Annotated in this window: 15 protein-coding genes and 1 tRNA gene; 3 read left to right on the forward strand and 13 right to left on the reverse strand. The window is 57.9% G+C overall.

Annotated elements, in window-relative coordinates; all coding sequences use genetic code 11:
- The 13 genes from ABJK56_RS13180 to ABJK56_RS13240 form a co-directional block, all read right to left on the reverse strand.
- The coding region (locus ABJK56_RS13180) for an NADH-quinone oxidoreductase subunit J (protein WP_347245131.1) at positions 1-764 on the reverse strand (764 nt) is incomplete at its 3' end.
- Positions 765-822: 58 nt separating this feature from the next.
- Positions 823-1,392 carry an NADH-quinone oxidoreductase subunit I gene (locus ABJK56_RS13185; RefSeq protein WP_347245132.1) on the reverse strand — a complete coding sequence of 190 codons (570 nt, stop codon included), beginning with the start codon at positions 1,390-1,392 and terminating at the stop codon, positions 823-825.
- Between the two features lie 14 nt (positions 1,393-1,406).
- Entirely contained in the window at positions 1,407-2,690 is a 1,284-nt protein-coding gene (locus ABJK56_RS13190) for a complex I subunit 1 family protein (protein WP_347245133.1), read from the reverse strand.
- A 126-nt stretch (positions 2,691-2,816) separates the two neighbouring features.
- Positions 2,817-4,454 (reverse strand): 2Fe-2S iron-sulfur cluster-binding protein, encoded by a 1,638-nt coding sequence (locus ABJK56_RS13195; protein ID WP_347245134.1) that lies wholly within the window; start codon positions 4,452-4,454, stop codon positions 2,817-2,819.
- Between the two features lie 112 nt (positions 4,455-4,566).
- Positions 4,567-5,952 carry an NADH-quinone oxidoreductase subunit NuoF gene (gene nuoF, locus ABJK56_RS13200; RefSeq protein WP_347245135.1) on the reverse strand — a complete coding sequence of 462 codons (1,386 nt, stop codon included), beginning with the start codon at positions 5,950-5,952 and terminating at the stop codon, positions 4,567-4,569.
- Between the two features lie 21 nt (positions 5,953-5,973).
- A complete protein-coding gene (gene nuoE, locus ABJK56_RS13205; protein WP_347245136.1) occupies positions 5,974-6,492 on the reverse strand; it encodes an NADH-quinone oxidoreductase subunit NuoE in 519 nt (172 codons plus the stop codon).
- Positions 6,493-6,542: 50 nt separating this feature from the next.
- Entirely contained in the window at positions 6,543-7,763 is a 1,221-nt protein-coding gene (gene nuoD / locus ABJK56_RS13210) for an NADH dehydrogenase (quinone) subunit D (RefSeq protein ID WP_347245137.1), read from the reverse strand.
- Positions 7,764-7,778: 15 nt separating this feature from the next.
- Positions 7,779-8,276, reverse strand: coding sequence for an NADH-quinone oxidoreductase subunit C (locus ABJK56_RS13215; RefSeq protein WP_347245138.1), 498 nt, complete (start codon positions 8,274-8,276; stop codon positions 7,779-7,781).
- Between the two features lie 27 nt (positions 8,277-8,303).
- Positions 8,304-8,921: an NADH-quinone oxidoreductase subunit NuoB gene (gene nuoB / locus ABJK56_RS13220; RefSeq protein ID WP_347245139.1), complete on the reverse strand. Its 618-nt coding sequence runs from the start codon at positions 8,919-8,921 to the stop codon at positions 8,304-8,306.
- A gap of 16 nt (positions 8,922-8,937) precedes the next feature.
- Positions 8,938-9,456 (reverse strand): NADH-quinone oxidoreductase subunit A, encoded by a 519-nt coding sequence (gene ndhC, locus ABJK56_RS13225; RefSeq protein ID WP_347245140.1) that lies wholly within the window; start codon positions 9,454-9,456, stop codon positions 8,938-8,940.
- 581 nt (positions 9,457-10,037) lie between these two features.
- Positions 10,038-11,459 carry a class II fumarate hydratase gene (locus ABJK56_RS13230; protein ID WP_347245141.1) on the reverse strand — a complete coding sequence of 474 codons (1,422 nt, stop codon included), beginning with the start codon at positions 11,457-11,459 and terminating at the stop codon, positions 10,038-10,040.
- 401 nt (positions 11,460-11,860) lie between these two features.
- Positions 11,861-11,934: transfer RNA gene (locus ABJK56_RS13235), tRNA-His, on the reverse strand.
- 117 nt (positions 11,935-12,051) lie between these two features.
- A complete protein-coding gene (locus ABJK56_RS13240) occupies positions 12,052-14,409 on the reverse strand; it encodes a heavy metal translocating P-type ATPase (protein WP_347245142.1) in 2,358 nt (785 codons plus the stop codon).
- A gap of 466 nt (positions 14,410-14,875) precedes the next feature.
- On the opposite strand from ABJK56_RS13240, the gene ABJK56_RS13245 reads away from it, so the two are divergent.
- From ABJK56_RS13245 to ABJK56_RS13255, 3 genes are all read left to right on the forward strand, one after another.
- Positions 14,876-18,754 carry a PAS domain S-box protein gene (locus ABJK56_RS13245; RefSeq protein ID WP_347245143.1) on the forward strand — a complete coding sequence of 1,293 codons (3,879 nt, stop codon included), beginning with the start codon at positions 14,876-14,878 and terminating at the stop codon, positions 18,752-18,754.
- A gap of 219 nt (positions 18,755-18,973) precedes the next feature.
- Positions 18,974-20,743, forward strand: a complete 1,770-nt coding sequence (locus ABJK56_RS13250) for a radical SAM protein (RefSeq protein WP_347245144.1) — start codon at positions 18,974-18,976, stop codon at positions 20,741-20,743.
- 52 nt (positions 20,744-20,795) lie between these two features.
- Positions 20,796-21,236 (forward strand): NUDIX domain-containing protein, encoded by a 441-nt coding sequence (locus tag ABJK56_RS13255; protein ID WP_347245145.1) that lies wholly within the window; start codon positions 20,796-20,798, stop codon positions 21,234-21,236.
- Positions 21,237-21,295 lie beyond the last annotated feature (59 nt).

Genomic DNA, 21,295 nt, shown 5'->3' on the forward strand with positions numbered 1-21,295 from the left:
GGCAGCCATTCCACCAGGACGGGCATCCCCGGCGTCTCCCAGCTTCTAAGATCGAGCAAGGGCTCCAGCGGCCGGGTGATGATCGCAGTGGCCCCAATGAGCCCCAGCATCAATAAAAGCCCTAACCCTTCCACAGCCAGGGGAAACGCCCCAAAAAGTTCCTCACCCAACTCAAGCGTCTTGGTCGGCACTAAACTCGACGCGGCTTTCTCGGCGCTTAAGAGAGCCGTCTGAGTAGCCTCATTTTGTGCATCTTGCGGCCGCAACGCCTCCAGGGCACTCCCGCTCACTAGACCGATCAGTACGACCCCGGCCAGCGACGCGATGAAAGGCTCCCAACTTCTCCGATTAAACCCCGCCTGACCACGCGGTTCGTCAAGCATGATCAAAAAGAGAAAGACCACCAGAATGGCCCCAATGTACACCACAATCAGGGCCATGGAAACGAACTCTGCTCCGTGGTACAAAATCAGCCCCGCTGTGCCCAGGACCGTCATCCCGAACCACAGGGCACTGTAAAGCGGACGGAGCGAGGTGATCATGGCCACCGCCGAGCCCAGTGTGACCAGCGTCATTCCCCAAAGGACGCTTCGGGCAAGAAAACCACCAAACGAGGGAATCAGGCTGGCCATCATCACCAGTCCCGAGGCCACTAGGATCCAGCCCGGGGTTCGACGCCGATCCGTCCCCCAGGGCAGGGCCCAGAACAGCCCCGCCAGAGTCAACAACATCCCCGCTAAAAGAATGGTTGTGCCCGAAACCATCGTATTTCCACCTTTTCCGGCAACGTCTGCCTGAAAGAATTTGCCCCTCGCCTGTCAGTCAGGTCTCTCCGGTAGCCGAGTCACTCGTCTGGTCTTCCAACACGTCCCGCTCCCGCATCCAACGGGGAGGCTCAAGGTCTTTAGTCTGATCATACACGCTGAGCAGCTTCTCTTTGTCGAAAATCATCTCATCCCGGCTCTTGCCGGACAGATCGTACAAGCTCGTCAGTTCGATGGCATCCACGGGACACGCTTCCTCACACATCCCGCAGAATATGCAGCGGAGCATATCGATGTTGAACACCACGGGATACTTTTCGCGATCGGGCCAGGGACTGGGCGCGGCCACAATGTCGATACAATGGGCGGGACAGGCAGTCGCGCAGAGAAAACAGGCAACACATTTCACCCGGCCCTGCTCATCCCGATTGAGACGGTGCACCCCCCGGTAAATGATCGGATCCGGAAACTCGTGGCGCTCTTCGGGAAATTGCACCGTGATTTTCGGACTGACCAGGTGGCGGAATGTGGTGGTCAGGCCTTCAATGAACAGCGGCAAATAGGACCGCTCGGCCGGTGTCAACGGCGACTCGTCCACCCAGCGTATTTCGGAGCTATCGGGCTTCATGCGACAAACTCCCCTCACTCTTCATTGTCGAAGCTCGGCTGCCAGGCTTTTGCCGTCGGGCGAACACCAGCCGGGATGGCCTGTTCCGGCTGCCTTGCCAATCTCACCAGGTCCTGGCGCGGCCGATTGTCATACGAAGGCGGGCTGAGCTGGGCCGTCACGATCCACACCGCAATCAGTGCCGCCCAGTTGATGACTGCCAAAAGGGCAAGGCCCCGGCCACCTTCCAGCCCCAGCACCTCTTCCCCGCCCGAATACCACCAGACCAAGATCACCAGCGGCACCATTCCCCACGGAATGAGAACTTTCCACGCCAGCCGCATGAGCTGATCGAACCGGAACCGCGGCCAACTCCAGCGCATCATCATGAAAAACCAGATGACCAGGAGAACCTTCACCGCGAAGACGATAATGCGCAGCAGTGCCCCACCGATCCCGGCCACAGGTTCCGAACCCGTCAGCCCCCAGAAATGCCATCCTCCCAAGAACAACAGGACAATGAGCACCGCGGCCGTCACCATGTGGAGGAATTCTGAAACGAGGTACGTCATCAAACGCATGCCGCTGTATTCGGTATGAAACCCACCCACGAGCTCCTGTTCGGTTTCCGGCAGGTCAAAGGGAAGCCTGGCCGCCTCGGCCGTGACTGCCACGAAAAACACCACGAACGTCAGCGGATGCAGGACGATATTCCATACGCCCGTTTGCGCTTGCTGGAGCACCATCTGATCAAGTTGGAGGCTGCCCGCATACAGCGCCACCACCAGAAGCGTCAAGCTCAACGGGATTTCGTACGCGATAAGCTGAGCGGCAGCACGAAGTGCACCAAATAGGCTGTACTTATTTCGGCTGGCCCAGCCTCCTGCGATCACACCATAGACGGCCGCCCCATTAGCGGCAAAGAGATACACGAGCGCTGCATCAAATTGCGGCACAATCGTCAGATCGATGGGTCGCCACCCCGAAATGCCCAGATCCACCTGGCCCAGAGGCACCACGGCGTACACCGCCACAGCCGCCACAAAGGTGAGAATCGGCCCCAAGTTGTAAACGACTCGATCCACATGTCCGGGAACGTACTCCTCTTTGAAGATCAATTTGAGACCATCAGCGATCGGTTGTCCCAAACCAAAGAGGCGGATATTGGTGAGAGGAATCCCCACGCGGTTGGGCCCAATCCGGTCCTGAACCCACGCGGCAATCCACCGCTCCACGAGGACCAGGTAGGCCGCCCCGGTCATCAAGACCCCCAGTGCAAGGGCAATTTTCACACATGTTTCGATAATCAATCCGACCATATTCTAGCCTCAATTGGGCTGATCCGCTGATTCGGTGCGGTGTCTCTTCGGGCTATCCTTTCCAGCGATTCGGACAATCCTCGCTTGCCGTTTTGACCTTCGCCTCACAAAGTTGTTATCCGTGCGCTAGGCTGTGGTGGCCTGTGTTTCTGCGGTACTCGGCGCCAACTGGTTGACCCGCAGATCCACACCCACTTCAGGGATTTCCCCGGCAGCCGCCGAAAAGTACGGCAGTTCCGCCGCCAGTTCTCCCAGAATGAGCCGGGGCTGATACACTCCCGTTCGACCGCTCAGCTCCCAGAAGACCATGCCCACGCAGCGGCTGCCGAGGGGCGGCCGAACCGCGCGCTGCAACCACTGCAGCCGATGATTCCGGTTCACGTAGGATCCCTCATGTTCGGCATAGGTCGCCATTCCCAAAAGCAAATCCACTTTTTCGCTGAGAGGGCTGGGAAACAGATCGGCCAGTGCCACCCAGTTTGCCTTTCTCACCGCCGCCGCATGCGCTTCATCGAGCCACGGCTTGATATAGCCTGCCAGGAAAATGACGCGATCAATCCGGCCCGCCGCGAGTTCCTCCAGAAACTCCGGCCAACCGAACACTTCATTCCCCAAACCGTAAGCAATGGCTTCCACCCCAAGCCGGTTGGGGCATTTTTCGGCTGAGATCACGAAGCCACCCGGGAATCGCTCATCTTCCCCTTCTCGCGGGACGGGTCCCAGAGCGATTACGCTTTCCGGGTGCGTGTTCCGCAGCCATTGAGCGGCAAGATACGCTTCCTCGTTGGTAAGGAATGGGGACAGACACAGTGCCGGGCGCGACGCCGTTCGTACCTTCTCCTCGATCTCCCGGAGAGCTTCATTCCAGCCGATGGCCGCCAAGCCACTCGCTTTCCGACGCATCACCCCCCGGATTCGGCTGGGGTGATGGATGAAAGGATATCCATACCGCCCGTCGTTGCAGATCCACCATTTGTTGACGAACATATTCTCCCGCGGCTTGATGCGGTGGACGCGATCCTGGTTCTCCTCGATCCAGATGGAACACCCTGTGGCACACAGCCCGCACACACTGGCCTTGCGACGGAGAAACCACACCCGCTGCTTGTAAAGGAAGTCCTTATCAGCCAGGGCCCCCACCGGACAGAGATCCACCACGTTGCCGGAGAGCTTGTTGTGAAGCGGAACGTCGGGAAGCACGTCAATTTCCTCGTGCGTCCCGCGATTGACAATCATGAGCTCCGAAGTCCCCGAAATCTCTCGTGTGAACCGCACGCAGCGGCTGCACATGATACAGCGGTCCACGAACAGAAACAGGTCTCCGATGTCCCGTTTTCGACTGGTGATCGGCCGAATATCGGCCCGACGCTCTCCCTGCCCGTATTGAAAATGATAATCCTGAAGCCGACATTCCCCGGCTTTATCACAGATAGGACAGTCGATGGGATGGCGGAGAAGTAAGTCCTCCTCCACCATCGCGCGGGCTCTTGCCACCTTCTCGCTGTTAGTGACAATCACCATGCCATCTTTGACCAACGTGTTGCAGGCAGGGACGAGTTTGGGCAGCATGACGATATTTCCCGTCTGGGGATCGCGTGTCCCCATCTCGATCAAACACATCCGGCAACTGGCGACCACGGACAAGCCAGGGTGCCAGCAGTAATGGGGAATCTCCACGCCTGCCCGCGCTGCTGCCTCGATGGCGTTCAGGCGTTCCCCCGCTTTGATTTCAATTTCTTTTCCGTCAACAATCACCACGGGCATGATTAACTTCCTTCCCGCCTTGTCTTCACTTACCACTCAGGGTTCACTGCCCAGCTTTTCCCGCCGTTATCACGCGATTCGCCCGCTCAAATTCTCTCCCCATCTTCCTCTGTTATGCCTGAAACGATACGGAACTTCCCTTTTGGGAACAGGTTCCATTATCGAGAGCGGGTACCGGACGTCGGATTTTGTAGCCGGTGGGGTTCGTTCGTTTGATATAATCTTCCAACTCTTCTCGAAACTTGCGAATCGCCGTCTTCATTGGCCATGCAGCGCCATCTGCCAACCCGCAAATGGTTGTGCCCGGGATAATGCCGATGTTGTCCGCAATTTCCAAAAGGAGATCGAGATCCACCAGTCTCCCTCGCCCTGCTTTGATCCTCCTCACAATTTGCAGGGCCCAACTCGTTCCTTCCCGACACGGCGTGCATTGACCGCAGCTTTCGTGAGCGAAAAACCGACAACTGTTGTGAAGGAATTCAATAATCGGATACGTCTCGTCCATGACGATGACGCCCCCTGTCCCCAGCCCCAGGCATCCCTTTTGAACTGGCCCCACGAAATCCATGGGCACGTCCAGTTCGTCTGCGGAGAGCAGCCCGGTGCTCAATCCCCCGGGCACAACCGCCTTGGCGCGGCGGCCCTTCCAAACCCCACCGCCGAATTTTTCGATCAACTCGCGACAGGAAATTCCCAGCGGTGCCTCATAACACCCCGGCCGATTGACGTGCCCGCTGATACAGAACAGTTTTGGCCCAAAACTTCCCGGGTCACGGGGATCATCGGGAGCAGGAGGCACACCAATGGTGCGGAACCAGTCGGCCCCACGCTCCACGATATGTTTCACGCAGGCAAGCGTCTCCACGTTGTTGACAACGGTGGGCTTGCGAAAGAGTCCTTCGACTGCCGGGAAAGGAGGTTTGCTGCGCGGCCACGCCCGCTTTCCTTCAATGCTCTCGATCAGGCCGGTTTCCTCCCCGCAGATGTAGGCGCCCGCTCCTCGATGAATGTAAACATCCAGCGAAAAATTTGAACCAAGAATGTTCTTACCCAAATAACCCGCCGCGTAGGCTTCGTCGATGGCAGCCTGAAGCCGCCGCAAGGCCAATGGGTATTCATAGCGGAGATAGATGTAAGCCGTCGTCGCACGTGTGGCATAGGCACTGAGGATCGTCCCCTCCAGCACCTGATGAGGATCCAGTTCCATGAGGACACGGTTGCAGAACGTGCCCGGCTCACTTTCATCCGCATTGACGCACAGGTAAATGGGTCCCGGATGATCCGCGGGAAGAAACGACCATTTCAGCCCTGTGGGAAACCCTGCGCCACCGCGGCCCCGTAAACCGCTTCGTCGAACCTCGTCCACGACCTGTGCGGGGGAAAGCTCCCGCAGCGCCCGGCGCAAAGTTTGGTATCCTCCTGTCGCCTCGTAGGCGGCCAGGGTATGACTGTCAGGGCGATGGATGTTCGCTAACAGGACCGGTTCAAAATTCTCCATGGCGCTCTCTAGCGGAAGCCTTCAGGGCAACTGATCCAGGATTTCATCGAGTTTCTCTCGGGTCACACGGGCATGAATGCTCTCGTTGATCAGCACTGCCGGCGCCATTTCGCACGCGCCCAGACACTCGGCAGCCTCCAGCGTGAATCGCCCGTCGGCGGTCGTATCACCGGGCTCAATCCGCCATTTTTCCTGGAGATAGCCGAGCAAATCTTCTCCCCCGCAGATGGCGCAGCTTAACGATCGGCACACCCACACGCGATATTTCCCTAAGGGCTTTTGCTGTTTGAAAAATCCGTAAAAGGAAAGTGTATCCTGAATTTCCGGGGCTGGAATTCCCAGCAGGGTGGCCAGCTCCCGTACCGCCTGGGGAGAGACCCAGCCCAACTCCTGCTGAATCAAGTGGAGCGCCGGGAGCACGACCGCCCGCGGCGACGGATAACGCGGCAAATACGCACGAATCCTCTCGCGGAGGTCGTCGTTGAGTACCTGTCGGCCAGTTTCGCATGGGGCCTCGGTCACCGTCTGCTTGTCGTTCACTGCTTCCTCCTCGCTAGACTCTTTCGATGATGCCATCGCCGGGATGCCCCTTACCGGTCCAGCTCCGCCGCAATGATGTTCAAACTTCCCAACACCGCCACCACATCGCTCAGCGTGTGCCCGCGTATCAAGTGGGGGAACAAAGCAAAGTGGACGAATGAAGGCGGTCGGCACCTCGCCCGGTACGCATAGGGAGAACCGTCTCCCACGATATAGAATCCCAGCTCTCCATTGGGTGATTCTGTGGCACAGTAGACCTCTTCGCAGGGAACTTCGAAACCCCGATTGCTCATGATCAACTCAAAGTGCGTGATGAGCCCCTCAATGGTGGACGACACCTGCCATTTTTCGGGCAGCGCGATGCGCTCGCTCACCGCCACCTTGACCGGCCCCGGCGGCAGGTTTTCCACCGCCTGCTGGATGATTTTGAGGCTCTCCCGCATTTCCGCCATGCGCACAAGATAACGCGCGTAACAATCGCCGGCCTGTGCACAGCAAATCTGAAAATCAAAATCTTTGTAGGCCAGGTAGGGCTCGTCCTTCCTGAGGTCCCGCGTCACTCCGCTGGCCCTGGCGATCGGCCCAGTCACCCCCCGGTTGATGGCCTCCTCCTTGGTAAGAACACCGATCCCCTTCGTGCGATCGATGAAGATGCGGTTTCGGGTGAGAAGCCGTTCCATGTCATCCAGCGCCCGAGGAAACCGCTTCACGAACTCCCGGATTAGCTCGATGGCCTTGGGCGAGGCGTCATACATCAGTCCCCCCACCCGAGTATAGCTGTTGGTGAACCGGGCACCGCAAAGAGCCTCAAAAATGTCATAGATCAACTCTCGCGGATTGAAAGCGTACATGAAGAACGTGAACGCGCCGGTATCCAACCCCACAGCCGCATTGCACACCAGGTGATCGGCAATTCGCGCCAGCTCGGCGACAATCACCCGCAGATACTGACAGCGGGGAGGCACTTCAATCCCCAGCAGTTTCTCCACCGCCAGGTGCCACGCCACGTTGTTGGCCATCGGCGACACATAATTCATCCGGTCGGTGATCGTGACATACTGGTTGTAGTTGAGGTGCTCCGCCAGCTTTTCAAAGCCTGAATGGAGATATCCAATGTCGCAATCCGCATCGACCACCCGTTCCCCTTCCAGCTTGAGGATCAATCGCAGGGTGGTATGCGTGGCGGGATGCTGTGGACCGAAATTCATGGTCCACAGATATTCCTGAGCATCGTCTTTAGGGATATACGTGGTGCTCTTTTCCAGCGGCATGGTCAACTGGTCCTTTCACCCCAAATCCCGTGTGACGACCGGAATATTGTGGCGTTCGCCGCGTCCCTGGAGGGGATAGTCCTTGCGCAGAGGATGGTCCTCAAAATCTTCCGGGAGCAGGATCCGCCGCAAATCGGGGTGACCTTCAAAGCGAATACCGAACATGTCCCACACTTCCCGCTCCAACCAGTTGGCTCCCTCCCATAAATCGGTTACCGTAGGCAGGGTCGGCGCCGGGTCATTGACAAACGTCTTGATGATCATTCGCTCCGCCGTTTCCGGATGGCCCACAATGTAGACCACCCCAAACCGATCCTTAGCGTTGGGATAGTACAGGTAGTCCACGCATGTGATGTCAATAATGAGGGCCAGCCCGACGTCCTCCTTCAAAAACTTCAACACGTCATGGACAATGCCGGCCGGAACCACGGCCCGGTGCTGTCCCCGAAATTCGCTGATTTCTGCTTCCGGGAAGCGCTCTTTCAATTTCTGGAGGGTTTCGGGACTCGCCATTCTCGGCTTCCTTTCGGTGCGGGATTTTCAAGTTGCCGAAGTTTCCGAATCCGACATCCGACCGCCAGCAGGATCATTCTCAGAAGAGGCAAAGAGCGGCGGCCCAGCCACCACCAGCCGCGGGTTCCTGGGATCCTCCACGAGTGCCCGCGGCGGCTGCCGCCGACGAGAGGCCTCCCGGCCGCTGGCCGTTCCCTCACGCTGGATCTTCTCCTGGAGATCGATAATCGCCTGAAGAAGTTGCTCCGGCCGGGGGGGACATCCCGGCACATACACATCCACGGGGATAAAGCGGTCGATCCCCTGCACCACTGCATACGTGTCGAAGACGCCACCCGTCGATGCGCACGCGCCCATGGAAATACACCATTTGGGCTCGTGCATCTGCAGCCAGATCCGCTGGAGAACAGGCATCATTTTCATCACCACACGCCCCGCCACGATCATCAGATCGCACTGCCGGGGACTGAACCGGAACACCTCCGCCCCGAATCGCGCAATATCATGGCGGCTGGCCCCCGTTGCCATCAACTCGATACCGCAGCAGGCGGTGGCGAAGGGCATCGGCCAAAGACTGTTCTTGCGGCACCAATTCACCAAAGCATCAAGCTTGGTGATGACCACATTATCGGGAAGATCGGTCATGGCTGACCTCGCTTGGTTAACTCCAGTCCAGCGCCCGCCGACGCCAATCGTAAATGTAACCCAGCGTCAGCAGCGCGAGGAAAATCAATCCACTTCCTACCACCGATGTCATGACGCTCATCAGCGAGAAACCACCTTCCCCAGTTCCACTCCCAACCGACGGCGCAAAGGTAGGGATCCCCCCCGAAGCATCAGTCGCCACCGGTGCTGGCGCAGCAGACGTCGTGGGTCCCTGAGCCACACTCACTTGTGCTGACGAGACGCCAGGCTGGCCTCGAATCGCCAGCACCCACGGGTAAAGAATGAGCAGTTCTACGTCAAACACCAAAAACACGACCGCCAAGACGTGATACCGCACATGAAACCGGCGGGAAGTGTCATGAAACGGATCCACCCCGCTTTCATACGGCATCGCCTTGACGGGATTAGGCCTTTTCGGCCCGCACAGATGACCCAGCACGATAAGACCGACGCTGACACCAATCAGAGCCAGCAGAAACAACGTGAAGGGAATCACTGCCGGATCAAATTCCATGGGGCCCTCGCAACCTTGTGCCCAGTCAATGCTCTGTGCTCAGAACGATCCCCACTTAACCGCCCAACGATAGCGTTGGCATCGGATCATCGCGGAACACTGAAGCCAACCATTCAACATCTCAGGCGGGACAATTCCCAAGCCGGCCGTCCGGCATCGCGCTCTCGGCTCGGGTGGCGGGACCAGGGTGGGCAGGTCTATCGCTTCCAGGCCCAAGTGCCATTGCACAGACCGCGCCAATGCAACCCTGGCACCCTTACTACGCAATACTCAGAGCGCAAGTTCAGTTTCCGCGCCCTTCTTGCCCGCACCCGACTCCGAAGAGGTAGCAACTCAAGTCCCGCGGGAAATGAAACATCTTGCAAATGAAACAATTATAATGTGTACGATCTTGGCATTCTAGAAATCGGCCCAACCCCCGTCAACACGTGGGAGCCTCCCCGCACCGGGGCCAAACCGTCACAACCAGCGCACTCAAGACAACTTGCGCAACCCCAACGGAAATAGTCACCTTCGCCACCGGGCTTTCTCTGACTGCCCGATTTTCTTCCCTTGACAGAACAAACCGACGGGTACGCTCATCACCGCGGATGGAGCATATTTCTCGGGTCCAGAGCTTCCTCAAGCTGCTCGGGCGGCAATACATTTTGTTCCAGACACACCTGCCGCACCGTCTTGCCCGAGCGAAAAGCCTCTTTGGCAATGGCTGCTGCGCGCTGGTATCCGATGTACGGATTGAGGCTTGTTACCAAAGCCAGACTCTTTTCCACAGCCGCCTCGCACGCCTGACGATTGGCTTCCATGCCACGGAGCACCTTCTCTGTGAAGACCCTCAGGCCTTGCGAAAGCAATCGAATAGACTCCAGGACGGTCGTGCCCATCACCGGCATCATGATGTTGAGCTGGAATTGCCCGCCGGAAGCCCCCGCAAACGTGATCGTGGCGTCGTTTCCTATCACTCGAGCCGCGATCTGCATAAGACTTTCGCACAGCACCGGATTCACCTTGCCCGGCATGATCGAGCTGCCCGGCTGAAGGTCCGGCAGAATCACTTCGTAGAATCCACATCGCGGCCCCGAGCCGAGCCAGCGAAGATTGTTGGCGACATTGAACACACTGACCGCCACCGTCCGCAACAGGCCATGGCATTCCACCAACCCATCGCGCTGCGCGTTGGCTTCGAAATGATTGACCGCCTCGCGGAATGGAACCCCTAGTTCCTGGGCAAGGATCTCGGCCACACGTTTCCCGAACTCGGGATGGGTATTGATCCCTGTACCCACGGCCGTTCCTCCAGCCGGTAACTCCAGCACCGCTTGAAGAGCACGCTCGGCACGCTCGACACCCAGCTCCAGCATCCGCGCCAGCCCACTCATCTCCTGACCAAGGGTCAAAGGCGTGGCGTCCGCCAGATGGGTGCGACCGATTTTGATGATATCGGCCCAGGCCCTTGCTTTTTCCTGCAGCACCTCCACCGCTTCGCGAAGAGCAGGGATCAACTGGTCGCGAATGGCCAGTCCCACCGCCACGTGGATGGCCGTGGGAAACATGTCATTGGTGCTTTGGCCCATATTCACGTGGTCGTTGGGGTGAATCGGCTTTTCTGCCTGGAACCGATCGCCGCCGGAAAGTTCAATCGCTCGGTTGGCGATGACCTCATTCGCGTTCATGTTGCTAGACGTACCCGAGCCGGTTTGGTATACGTCCACAGGAAACTGGTCATCGAACTTTCCTTCCGCGACTTCCCGACAGGCCTGAAGAAGGGCCTCCACCTGCGCCGGTGTAAGTCCCCTCGGCCCGGAGGTCAGACGTCCCAGCTCCGCGTTGGCCCTGGCGGCCGCCCATTTCACCCAGCCCAGGGCGTGAATGAGCTCGGCGGGCAGTGTCTGACCGGAAATTGGGAAGTTCTCCACCGCCCGCTGTGTCTGCGCCCCGTAGTACGCCAGACGAGGCAGCCGCACCTCTCCCATCGAGTCCACTTCCACCCGATAAGCATCACGCATACCCGCGTCCTCTCAATTGGCCTGCGTATTGGAAGCTCAGAAATCTACTTCCCGGAAATACCGATGCGAAGAGTCAATCTCCGCCATCCGGTGGGCGACGGGCCTCAACCTACGAGGGCACATGCTCCAAAAAAATCGTAGTCCCACGGCGCTGCGATTCTCCGTCACCCGGCGATGGCGGCGCTCTATGCAGAAATCGTCTCACGGTTGACCGACGACTGCGCCAGGGGCACTTACAGAAAAAGATATGTCTGGCCTGCGAACTCCGCAAGTCCACAGAAGAGCTGGGCAACCAAGGATCCTTGAGGATGAGCGCTATCTATCGGAGGGTCCGCGCGGCATCCCAGCCTCACTATGCCCAGATGTCCCGCCCGTGACGCCGCAAGCAGAGACTCACAAAGGGTGGCTGACGGGATTCGAACCCGCGACACCCAGATCCACAGTCTGGTGCTCTGACCAGCTGAGCTACAGCCACCATACGACCGAACAGTTCCACAGCACGCGACCGCCGATCCGGCACGCACCCAGCAGCAAATGTACCCACTTAGCACCATCTCGTGAGCAGTGCCGAAATGGCAGTGCCGGTGGCATCTTACAATTCAGTGTATCCCGGGCGCGACGGACGGTCAACGACCGCCCGGCCGAGCATCAAGCTGCTCAAGACAACCGAAACCGAACTCGCGGCCATTGCGGCAGCCGCCGCAGCCGGCGGAATAAGGATTCCCGTCCACGGATACATGATTCCGGCAGCCAGGGGGATAAGCACCACGTTGTACGCAAAGGCCCAAAAAAGATTGCGACGAATGGTCCTCACGGTGGCCCGGCCGAGCCGCAATACATCTACCACCGCTAGTAATCCCCGGCCAATGAGAACGATCGCAGCCGCTTCCTTGGCGATGTCGGCACCGTGGCTGAGTGCGATTCCCACATCGGCCTCTGCCAGTGCCGCCGCGTCGTTGATGCCGTCCCCGACCATGGCCACGCAATGACCAGCTTGCCGAAGTTCTCGGATTCTCTCGTGTTTCTGGGGTGGTGTCAAACCCGCCTCAAAATCTCTGATTCCTAACTGTTCCGCCACGGCACGGGCCGTTTCTTCACGGTCGCCGGTCAGCATGATGATCTGCAACCCCATCTGCTGCAACGTGGCGATGGCCTCGCGGCTTTCCTCAGCCGGCAGGTCGGCAAACTCCAGAACTCCGAAAAGCTCGCCATCCCTCAGGACGGAGACCACAATCCGTGATCCGGAACCGACGACCATCGCCGACGATTTGGCTCCCACCGCTGCCGTTTCGCCCTCAACGTCATTTTCCTCCGCTCCTGCCCCGATAACTGCCGCAGATTTTCCTGCCAACCGATCGGCCAAATCCAGCGATTGAATGACGATGGTATGGCCATCGCTTTCCACCCGGATGCCCTGGCCGGGCAACACTTCGATGGATCGGGCCGTCGGAAACGTGAGGCCCCGCTGACGTACCTCTTCGAGGACAGCGCGGGCAACGGGATGGAGGCTCAACTGTTCGGCCGTCGCTGCCACCTGGAGAAGCTCCTCCTCGGTGTGGCCGGGAGCAGGGCGGATTTCCACAAGCTGCGGCCTCCCCACAGTCACCGTACCCGTCTTGTCCAGAACGACGGTATTCACAAAGGCCGCCGACTCTAGCGCCTGAGCATCACGCACGAGGATACCGCGTGAGGCTGCCCGGCCGCTTGCCACCACAATCGCCGTCGGCGTGGCCAGGCCCAAAGCGCACGGACATGCCACCACCAGGACAGCCACCGTCGTGCTGAGGGCCATCCTCCACTCTCCGACGACGAAGCCCCAGATCACAAACGTCGCGGCAGCCGTGATCAAAACCCCGGGGACAAACCAGGCCACCACACGGTCTGCCAGGCGTCCCAGACGCGGTCGAGTCTCCTGAGCGTGTTCCACCATCCGGACCACCTGGGCAAGGAGCGTTTGTCTGGCAGGCTTGGTTACCCGGATGGTTATCGGTCCGGTAAGATTGAGCGTCCCGGCGAAGACTTCTTGACCGACGGTTCGCGCCACCGGCACTGACTCCCCCGTGAGCCAGGATTCATCGATTTCACTCTCCCCTGCTACGACGAGGCCGTCGAGAGGAATTTTTTCACCCGGTAGCACTCTGACGTGATCACCCACCTGGACCTTGCGGACCGAGACCTCCTGAACGGATTCCCCACGAATCACTCTCGCAAAAGAGGGCGAAAGATCCATCAATCGTCGAATGGCCAAGGATGCCCGAAATCTTGCCCGCACTTCCAAATACTTTCCTAACGTGATGAAAGTAAGAATCATTGCGGCATCGTTGAGATACATGGGCAAAACGGGCAGAAAGAGGTTGCCGCCGGGATGGGAACTGGTCGACACGTGGCCCGCAAGAGACCAGCCGCCAAAGGCTTCCCCAATCCCGGCCAGATATGCCGTCCAGGTGCCGGCGGCAATGAGCGTGTCCATGCTCACACCACCGTGCCGCAATTGCTTCCACGCCGAGCTCGCGTACACCGCACCCAGGTACAGTTGAACGATTGTGGCTGCGATGATCGCCGGCCAGGCAGAAAACGTGGCGGCAACACCCGGGACAAGCATGGTGGCCAGGATAACAATCAACCCCACACACCCCACTGCGAGCTGCCGAAGGCGAGTCTTTTGTTCTTCCGCCTCGCGAGACCAGGGCGATGAAGAAGCGGATTCTTCGCCCTCCACCTCTTCGGAGGAGTCTTCCAACGGGACTGCTTCGTATCCGGCCGCTGCTACTGCCTGAACAAGTGGCTGAGTCTGCAACGACTCGTTGGATGTGTGTACCACTGCACGTTGCGTGACGAGATTCACCTGCGCATCGTCCACACCGGGCACTGATCGCAGGGCTTTTTCCACGCGGGCAACACATCCCGCACAGTGCATGCCGCGAACTTCCAACCGAATTTCCCTCACCATGGGAGATCTCCTCTTCGTGAGGATTCAGACATCAAGCCTCTGCGAACGTCGGGCAGCCACTGCGATCCTTGCGCAATTCTATGCGGCCTAAGGAGAATTCCAAATTTGCAGTATTTTAGTCCCTCGTCCGTAGCTTTAGCCGCACGCTCAGATGCATCCCAGATCCCGTTGGTTTTTTACTTGCGCTTAAGAAAAATCCCTTGCGTGGCTATGATTTGTCGGTCCGATTTGAAAACCTACTCCAAAAGGAATCCCTACCCCGCGACATCTTCGCACAACCGTCAAATTTATCATTCCAGGACGTCCAGGGAAATTTTCGCGGCAACCGTTGGCGGTACCCCCTCATTCGTGTCCTATATTTGCCTAGAACTGCTGACAGCTCCATTGCACCACACCCGTGACAATCAGCAGACAGCGCGAAAAACATATCCAACAAGCGTGGGTAATGCGGAATCAAATGGTGCTTATGCGAGCAAGATGTTTTACTATTTTGGGCGGACTTGCCACCATCTTTCTGATAGGGTGCGGGCTTATCATTTTTTGGGCGGATAAATCTCTGCGGGAAGATTTCCTCCAAGATGTGCGTGCCCAAGCATCAGGGCTGCCTCTTCACGCGCTCCAGGGGCTTCACGGGAATTCCAGTGATCAGTCGCGGGAGGAATATCGGCAGCTTGAGGAGTGGCTTCGACAAGTTCGCACCACCGTGCCGGACTGCCGATTCGCCTATTTGGCGGGTCAAAGATCGGACGGCCGCGTGTTTTTCTATGCTGACAGCGAACCGGATGAAAGTCCAGCGGCCTCTTTGCCCGGTGATGATTACCAGGAAGCCTCAAACACTCTTCGGGGAGTTTTTGCTTCTTCGCAAGATGCCACCGAAGGTCCCCGTGCAGACCGCTGGGGCACCTGGGTTTCTGCCTTTGTTCCCATTGTTTCCCCCGACACCCAGAAAGTGATGGCCGTTTTGGGCGTGGATATCCACGCCGCTAACTGGTATCAACGCGTAGCGCTGCGGGCCGGTGTGCCGAGCGTGGTTCTTCTCGCATTTGTTGTGGCCCTTGGTCTCGTTGCGAGAACTTCACTGTGGTGTACATTAGTCGCTCAACGGCTACGCTCTTCTGCGGAAACGCTGGTTTATTCGCCGGCAGCTCCACGGCAGTTCTTCCTGGCCGTGACCCTTTTGGCAGTTCTGTTTCTTGCGGCTACAGTGTGGGGAACTTATCGATTTACGGAGCAACTCGTCCTCAAACAGGCTCAGGAACGGCTCAGCTTGACCCAACAGTTTAAGACAGCCTTGCATGACTTTCTGGGTCGGCATGTTCGCCCCGAACTGCTCAAGCATGCTTCGCCCCGTGATCTGCCGCCCGAACTTACGTCCACGACTGCGTCCGCCCGGCAGGTCTTCGAAGATACTCAACTCTCACAGAAGGGCTACATCGTGCGGTTCCCGGTTGAGCGACCACTCAATCCTGCTAATCGCCCGAGTCCCGGGGAGGAAAAACTGATTCGATTCTTCGAAGACAATCCCACCGCCCGGTCCTGGTCTGGACGTTTTCAATTTTTTGAAGGTGGTGAAGAATTTCTTGCTGAGGCGGTACCGCGACGTTTTGAACAATCATGCCTGCAATGCCACGGGCGACGCGAGGATGCCCCACCGGCCCTCCTCACCCGCTATGATCCGCAGGGTTTTAGCCATCAGGTGGGTGATGTTTCCCTGGAAATTGTGGCCGTGCCCCTAAGCAAGATGCGGCAAGAGGTGCTTGCCCAACTACCGGGGCGCCTTGCCGCAGCCGTGATTACATCTCTTGTTTTTTTCGGCGGGCTATGCGGTGCATTCCTTGCTTATAGGGCCCGAGAAAAACGAGCCCAAGCGGAAATCATGCGGAGCCATGCACTCCTTTACGCCACGCTCCGGTCTATTGGTGACGGCGTTATCACCTGCGATCGAGACGGCCGGGTCACCGGTCTGAACTCCGTGGCGGAATGTCTCACGGGTTGGAAAAGCGATGAAGCGCGAGGCCGACCCTTGGAGGAAATCTTCGTCATCATCGATAGCCCCACGAGGATGCCGGTGCCCAATCCGATGCGAGAAGCCATCGCCACCGGCCGGGTTCTGGAGCTAAGCAATCATACGGTGCTTATCTCCCGCGATGGCTGCGAATTTCACATTGCCGACAGTTGTGCCCCGATTCGCGATGCAAACGGGAATATACTCGGCGCGGTGCTCGTCTTTCGAGACGTAACCCAGCAATATCGACAACGCGAGCAACTGCGGGAAAGCGAACGCCGGTTTCGCCTTCTCATGCAGAATGCCCCCGCGGCAATCGCCGTTCACAGAGTCATTTTTGATGAGCACGGAACTCCCGTGGACTCTGAATTTGTGGACGTCAATCCCGCCTTCGAAGAGGACACAGGCAAGAAAAGGGAGGAGGTGCTCGGTCGCCGCGTCCTTACTCTTTTCCCAAACATCCGCGATGAATGGCTGGAGATGCTCCATACTCTGGTGAAAATGTCTCAATCCATTAATTGTGAAAAATATTATCCCGCTCTCAATCGCTGGTATAACATTACGGCCTACCGAATCGATGCAGAACATTTCGTGATCGCGTTTCTCAATATCTCGTCCCGCAAGCAAGCAGAACAGGCGCTGCAAGCTAAGGAGGCCCAACTTCGTGTTATCACGGACTCTGCGGGCGACGCGATCATACTCAGTGATGAGTCGGGAAAAATCGTGTTCTGCAACCCGGCAGCCGAGAACATCTTTGGATATTCCGCCGAACAAATGCTGGGACGTCCGCTTCAGGAACTCATCGCGTGCGAACACGATACCGCGGAACTCGGCAAGGAGAATGAGCGCTCCCAAATTCTGACGGAAGGCGACGTCCAAAAAACTCGGCAGATAGAAGCCGCAGCTTGCCGCAAGGATGGTAGCTTCATTCCGGTGGAATTCACCGTTTCCACAGTACAGCTGGGCACCGTTCAGCACCACGTGGCCATCATTCGGGATATCTCCCAGCGAAAAGCAGCGGAAGAACAACTCGCCAAATATGCCGCGGTCCTTGAGGCGAATAATCAGGCCCTTCAGGAACTGTACGAGCGGGCAGAAATGGCCACCCGGGCAAAAAGCGAGTTCCTCGCCAACATGAGTCACGAAATCCGCACTCCGATGACGGCCATTCTGGGCTATACCGAAATGCTCCTTGACGACCTGACCCGAGAGGGCTGCAAGCCCGAACACCGTGCTGCGCTGCAAACCATCCAGAAAAATGGCAATTATCTCCTCCAGCTTATCAACGATATTCTCGATCTTTCCAAGATCGAAGCTGGAAAACTGCGTCTGGAGATGCAGCCGTTCCCACTTCGGGAAACCCTCGATGACATTATTGCACTGATGCGGATTCGCGCCGAAGAGAAGAGGCTACCTCTTCTTTTGGAGGTATTGACGCCGCTTCCCGATATGATCATTTCAGACCCGATTCGCATTCGGCAAATTCTCATCAATCTGATCGGCAATGCCATCAAATTCACCGAGGAAGGCGAGGTGCGCGTCCGTGTTTCGTGCATGCCCCAAGAAGCCGGCAACGCCCGCCTGCAGTTTGACGTCATCGACACGGGTATTGGAATACCGCCCGACCTCCTGGCCCGGTTGTTCCAGCCGTTCACTCAAGGAGACTCGTCGACAAGCCGAAAACACGGGGGCACGGGGCTTGGCCTCTCCATCAGCAAACGTCTCGCGGAGATGCTTGGTGGTGGAATCACAGTCTTGAGTACGCCTGGCAAGGGAAGTACCTTCAGCGTGACCATCCTGGTGCAACCCGTTGGCAAGGAGCAAGCCGATCCGGCTCTGTCGTCCAGCGGCACGACGACGCACTCCAACCAGAGCGCCGCTGCAGGCGTCTCACCGGTGGCCAGTCCCGAAAGTCAGGCCAACGATTTCTCCAATCTCCGCGTGCTGCTGGCAGAAGACGCTCCGGACATCCAGCGGTTGTTGAAAATGATTATGGAGAAAGCGGGAATCAGAGTTTCGCTTGCTGAAAATGGCCGACAGGCCGTGGAAAAGGCCCTGGCAGCCTGGAAGGAAGGACAGCCTTTTGATGTGATTTTGATGGACATGCAAATGCCGGAGATGGACGGCTACGAAGCCACCCGATTTCTCCGCCAGGAAGGCTATTCGGGCATCATCGTGGCCCTCACTGCCCATGCTCTCGCGGAAGATGAAGGAAAATGCCTCGCCGCCGGTTGCAATAAGTATCTCAGTAAACCGATCCGGCGAGAAACGCTCTTGCAGACACTCCAGGAACTGGCGGGTCAGCAGCCAGAAGTTACCGCACTTTCCGCCAAGGCCTAAGCCGACCAAACGGCGTGGACAAAGCGACAACCCTACCACTGCCGTTTTCCACAGGTGGCGGATCGCTATCAGTCGTGCGCGACCCTTGTCTTACATTCTTGCGCCGCCCTAAACTTCCAGAACGAAGCCGAGTTTTTCCATCCCACCGAATAAAATGTGCTGAAGCTCCCTTTTGGCCCGTTATTGGAGGTCTTTCCCAACTTAGCGAGATTGACCTGGATGCCACTTCACGTTGTTTTGGTCCAACTTCCGATCCCACCGCTCGGTCCCGAACTGGTGAAGGGAAACGTTCCCCTTGCCGCCGGGTATTTGAAGTACTTCGCGCAGTGTGTGCATGGTATCCCGGCAGAAATCGACATCCTCCCCCCCTCACTCGCCGATCGGGCTGGCGATGCCGCACTCCTTCGCGCCATTTTGGAGCGACAGCCTGACATCGTGGGCTTTTCCTGTTACGTTTGGAATGCCGAGCGGTCTCTGTGGCTTGCCCAGCGGATCAAGGAGCTCCGACCGCAAACCCGCATTGTGGTGGGCGGTCCGGAGGCCACATTCGATAACGCGTGGTTTGTCAACCATCCGGCGGTGGATTGGGCCGTTCTCGGCGAAGGTGAGGAGACGTTTTCGGAACTCCTCGCCGTTCTCACCGATTCGCCGGAGCTGCTGGTGCACCCGATCGAAGCACCAGACGTTCCGGGAACTTGGAACCGTCATCGTGGCCGCTTTGGCCCACCCCGCCCACAATTGCGCTCCTTGGACGCTGTCGGCCGAGTCTATTTGGACGGCATGATCGACCCACGCTGGCACAACACGCTCCTGCTGGAGTCCATCCGGGGATGTATTTTCCATTGCAGTTTCTGCTTTTATCCCAAAAGCTTCGACCGGCTTGCCTACATGTCGCGCGAGGTAATCTTGGAAAACCTCCGGCTGGCGGAAAAGTCCGGAGTGGCCGAGGTTTTTCTCCTTGATCCCACACTCAACCAGCGACGGGATTTTGAAGACTTTCTTCATACACTTCGGGAAGGTAATCCACGAGGCAGCTTCACATACTCGGGAGAACTCCGGGCCGAAGGAATTCGTCCCCAACTGGCGCAGCTTATGAGATCGGCCGGCTTTGTCGAAGTTGAGCTCGGGCTCCAATCGGTTGGACGCACGGCCCAGGATTTGATGCGCCGGCGTGTTAATCTTCCGGCTTTTGAACGCGGTGTTCAAGCCCTCATGGATGCAGGAATCCACGTCCGTGTCGATTTGATCATCGGTCTGCCTGGGGATACCGCCGAAACTGTCCGCGAGGGCATTGAATATCTCGCTTCCTCCGGACTTTACCACGAACCACAGGTTTTTCGGCTATCTGTCTTGCCAGGCACGGAGTTTCGTCGGCGATGCGAGGAACTGGGGCTCGAATTTCAACCGCGACCTCCCTATCACGTCTTGAGCACACCATCCCTTCGACCGGAGGAAATCCAACAGTTAATGGCCGAGGCCGAAGACGCTTTCAACACCGATTTCGATCCCCTCCCCATTGCCAATGACGAGCTTTCATTCGATCGTGTGCGCCACGGTGGAAGTGTATGGAAAATCGATCTCGATAACCCCCCTGCGATCCCCTCACCGGAGACAGTGGACATTGCGCATACCCTTTGGTTCACGGCAGCGGAATTTGCGGGACGGTTCGGCGAGATCATACCATGGATCCGGTTGGTGCTGAGGGAGAATCCTCATACAAGCCTCTGGGTGGTGCTGGACGTTACTCAGGCCAATTCACTGCCCACCGCGGAGGATGTTTTTCACATCATGGACGCACTTTATGAACATCCACCGACCTACTGGGATTGGCACCTGGCCCTCCATCCCAAACCGGGACGGCTAGGAGCAAAACGGATCGTAATTTATTCCGCAAGGCGTCTGAAGGGGCGTTTGGCCACCTGGCGTCGGAGCATCGCGCGGGTCGCCGATGTCATCGAAAATACGCAGGTGCCTCAGAAGACCGTTTGACGATTGCCATTAGCACTGCCACGTTTCAGGGAAACGCCACAAGATTGCGGTCATGAACGACTCGCCGTGGGCCTCAGAGCAGAAGGAACAACTGGTGGCTGTTGCGGTGGTCCGGCTCGCAGGGCTCGTCCTCGTGGGGCGGAGGCCCGCGGGACGCCCGTGGGCCGGGTATCTGGAATTTCCCGGTGGCTGTCTGCAACCGGGAGAAAGTTGGCAACAGGCTGCTCAGCGAGAAACTCAGGAAGAGACTGGCCTGAGCGTGAGAATTGAAGAGCACCTCCTCACAGTCCATGCGGATTACGATTACGGGCGCCTGGAAATTCGCTTCTTTACTGCCGTGCCTACCGCAGCGGGAATTCCGCGGCCCCGAGCACCGTTTTTCTGGCTGGACGTCACCCGACTCGTCCCCGAGGATTTTCCCCCGGCCAATGCCCCGGTTATCGCGCAGCTCCGGCGACTGCTGCTGAGCGAGGGATCAGAGAAACGGCCGTAACCTCCCAGCCTGATCAATTCGCCAGACAGCGACGCAGCTAGTCCCCAGGTCCCCATTCG

This window comes from Thermogutta sp. (assembly GCF_039793925.1).
Lineage (GTDB): Bacteria > Planctomycetota > Planctomycetia > Pirellulales > Thermoguttaceae > Thermogutta.

What these genes read in the sequence shown, in the direction of transcription:
- ABJK56_RS13185 (WP_347245132.1), bottom strand. Translation starts at nt 1,392, where the DNA reads ATGAAGCCCGATAGCTCCGAAATACGCTGGGTGGACGAGTCGCCGTTG.
- ABJK56_RS13190 (WP_347245133.1), bottom strand. Translation starts at nt 2,690, where the DNA reads ATGGTCGGATTGATTATCGAAACATGTGTGAAAATTGCCCTTGCACTG.
- ABJK56_RS13195 (WP_347245134.1), bottom strand. Translation starts at nt 4,454, where the DNA reads ATGCCCGTGGTGATTGTTGACGGAAAAGAAATTGAAATCAAAGCGGGG.
- nuoF (WP_347245135.1), bottom strand. Translation starts at nt 5,952, where the DNA reads ATGGAGAATTTTGAACCGGTCCTGTTAGCGAACATCCATCGCCCTGAC.
- nuoD (WP_347245137.1), bottom strand. Translation starts at nt 7,763, where the DNA reads ATGCCGCTGGAAAAGAGCACCACGTATATCCCTAAAGACGATGCTCAG.
- ABJK56_RS13215 (WP_347245138.1), bottom strand. Translation starts at nt 8,276, where the DNA reads ATGGCGAGTCCCGAAACCCTCCAGAAATTGAAAGAGCGCTTCCCGGAA.
- nuoB (WP_347245139.1), bottom strand. Translation starts at nt 8,921, where the DNA reads ATGACCGATCTTCCCGATAATGTGGTCATCACCAAGCTTGATGCTTTG.
- ndhC (WP_347245140.1), bottom strand. Translation starts at nt 9,456, where the DNA reads ATGGAATTTGATCCGGCAGTGATTCCCTTCACGTTGTTTCTGCTGGCT.
- ABJK56_RS13230 (WP_347245141.1), bottom strand. Translation starts at nt 11,459, where the DNA reads ATGCGTGATGCTTATCGGGTGGAAGTGGACTCGATGGGAGAGGTGCGG.
- ABJK56_RS13240 (WP_347245142.1), bottom strand. Translation starts at nt 14,409, where the DNA reads ATGGTGAGGGAAATTCGGTTGGAAGTTCGCGGCATGCACTGTGCGGGA.
- ABJK56_RS13245 (WP_347245143.1), top strand. Translation starts at nt 14,876, where the DNA reads ATGCGAGCAAGATGTTTTACTATTTTGGGCGGACTTGCCACCATCTTT.
- ABJK56_RS13250 (WP_347245144.1), top strand. Translation starts at nt 18,974, where the DNA reads ATGCCACTTCACGTTGTTTTGGTCCAACTTCCGATCCCACCGCTCGGT.
- ABJK56_RS13255 (WP_347245145.1), top strand. Translation starts at nt 20,796, where the DNA reads ATGAACGACTCGCCGTGGGCCTCAGAGCAGAAGGAACAACTGGTGGCT.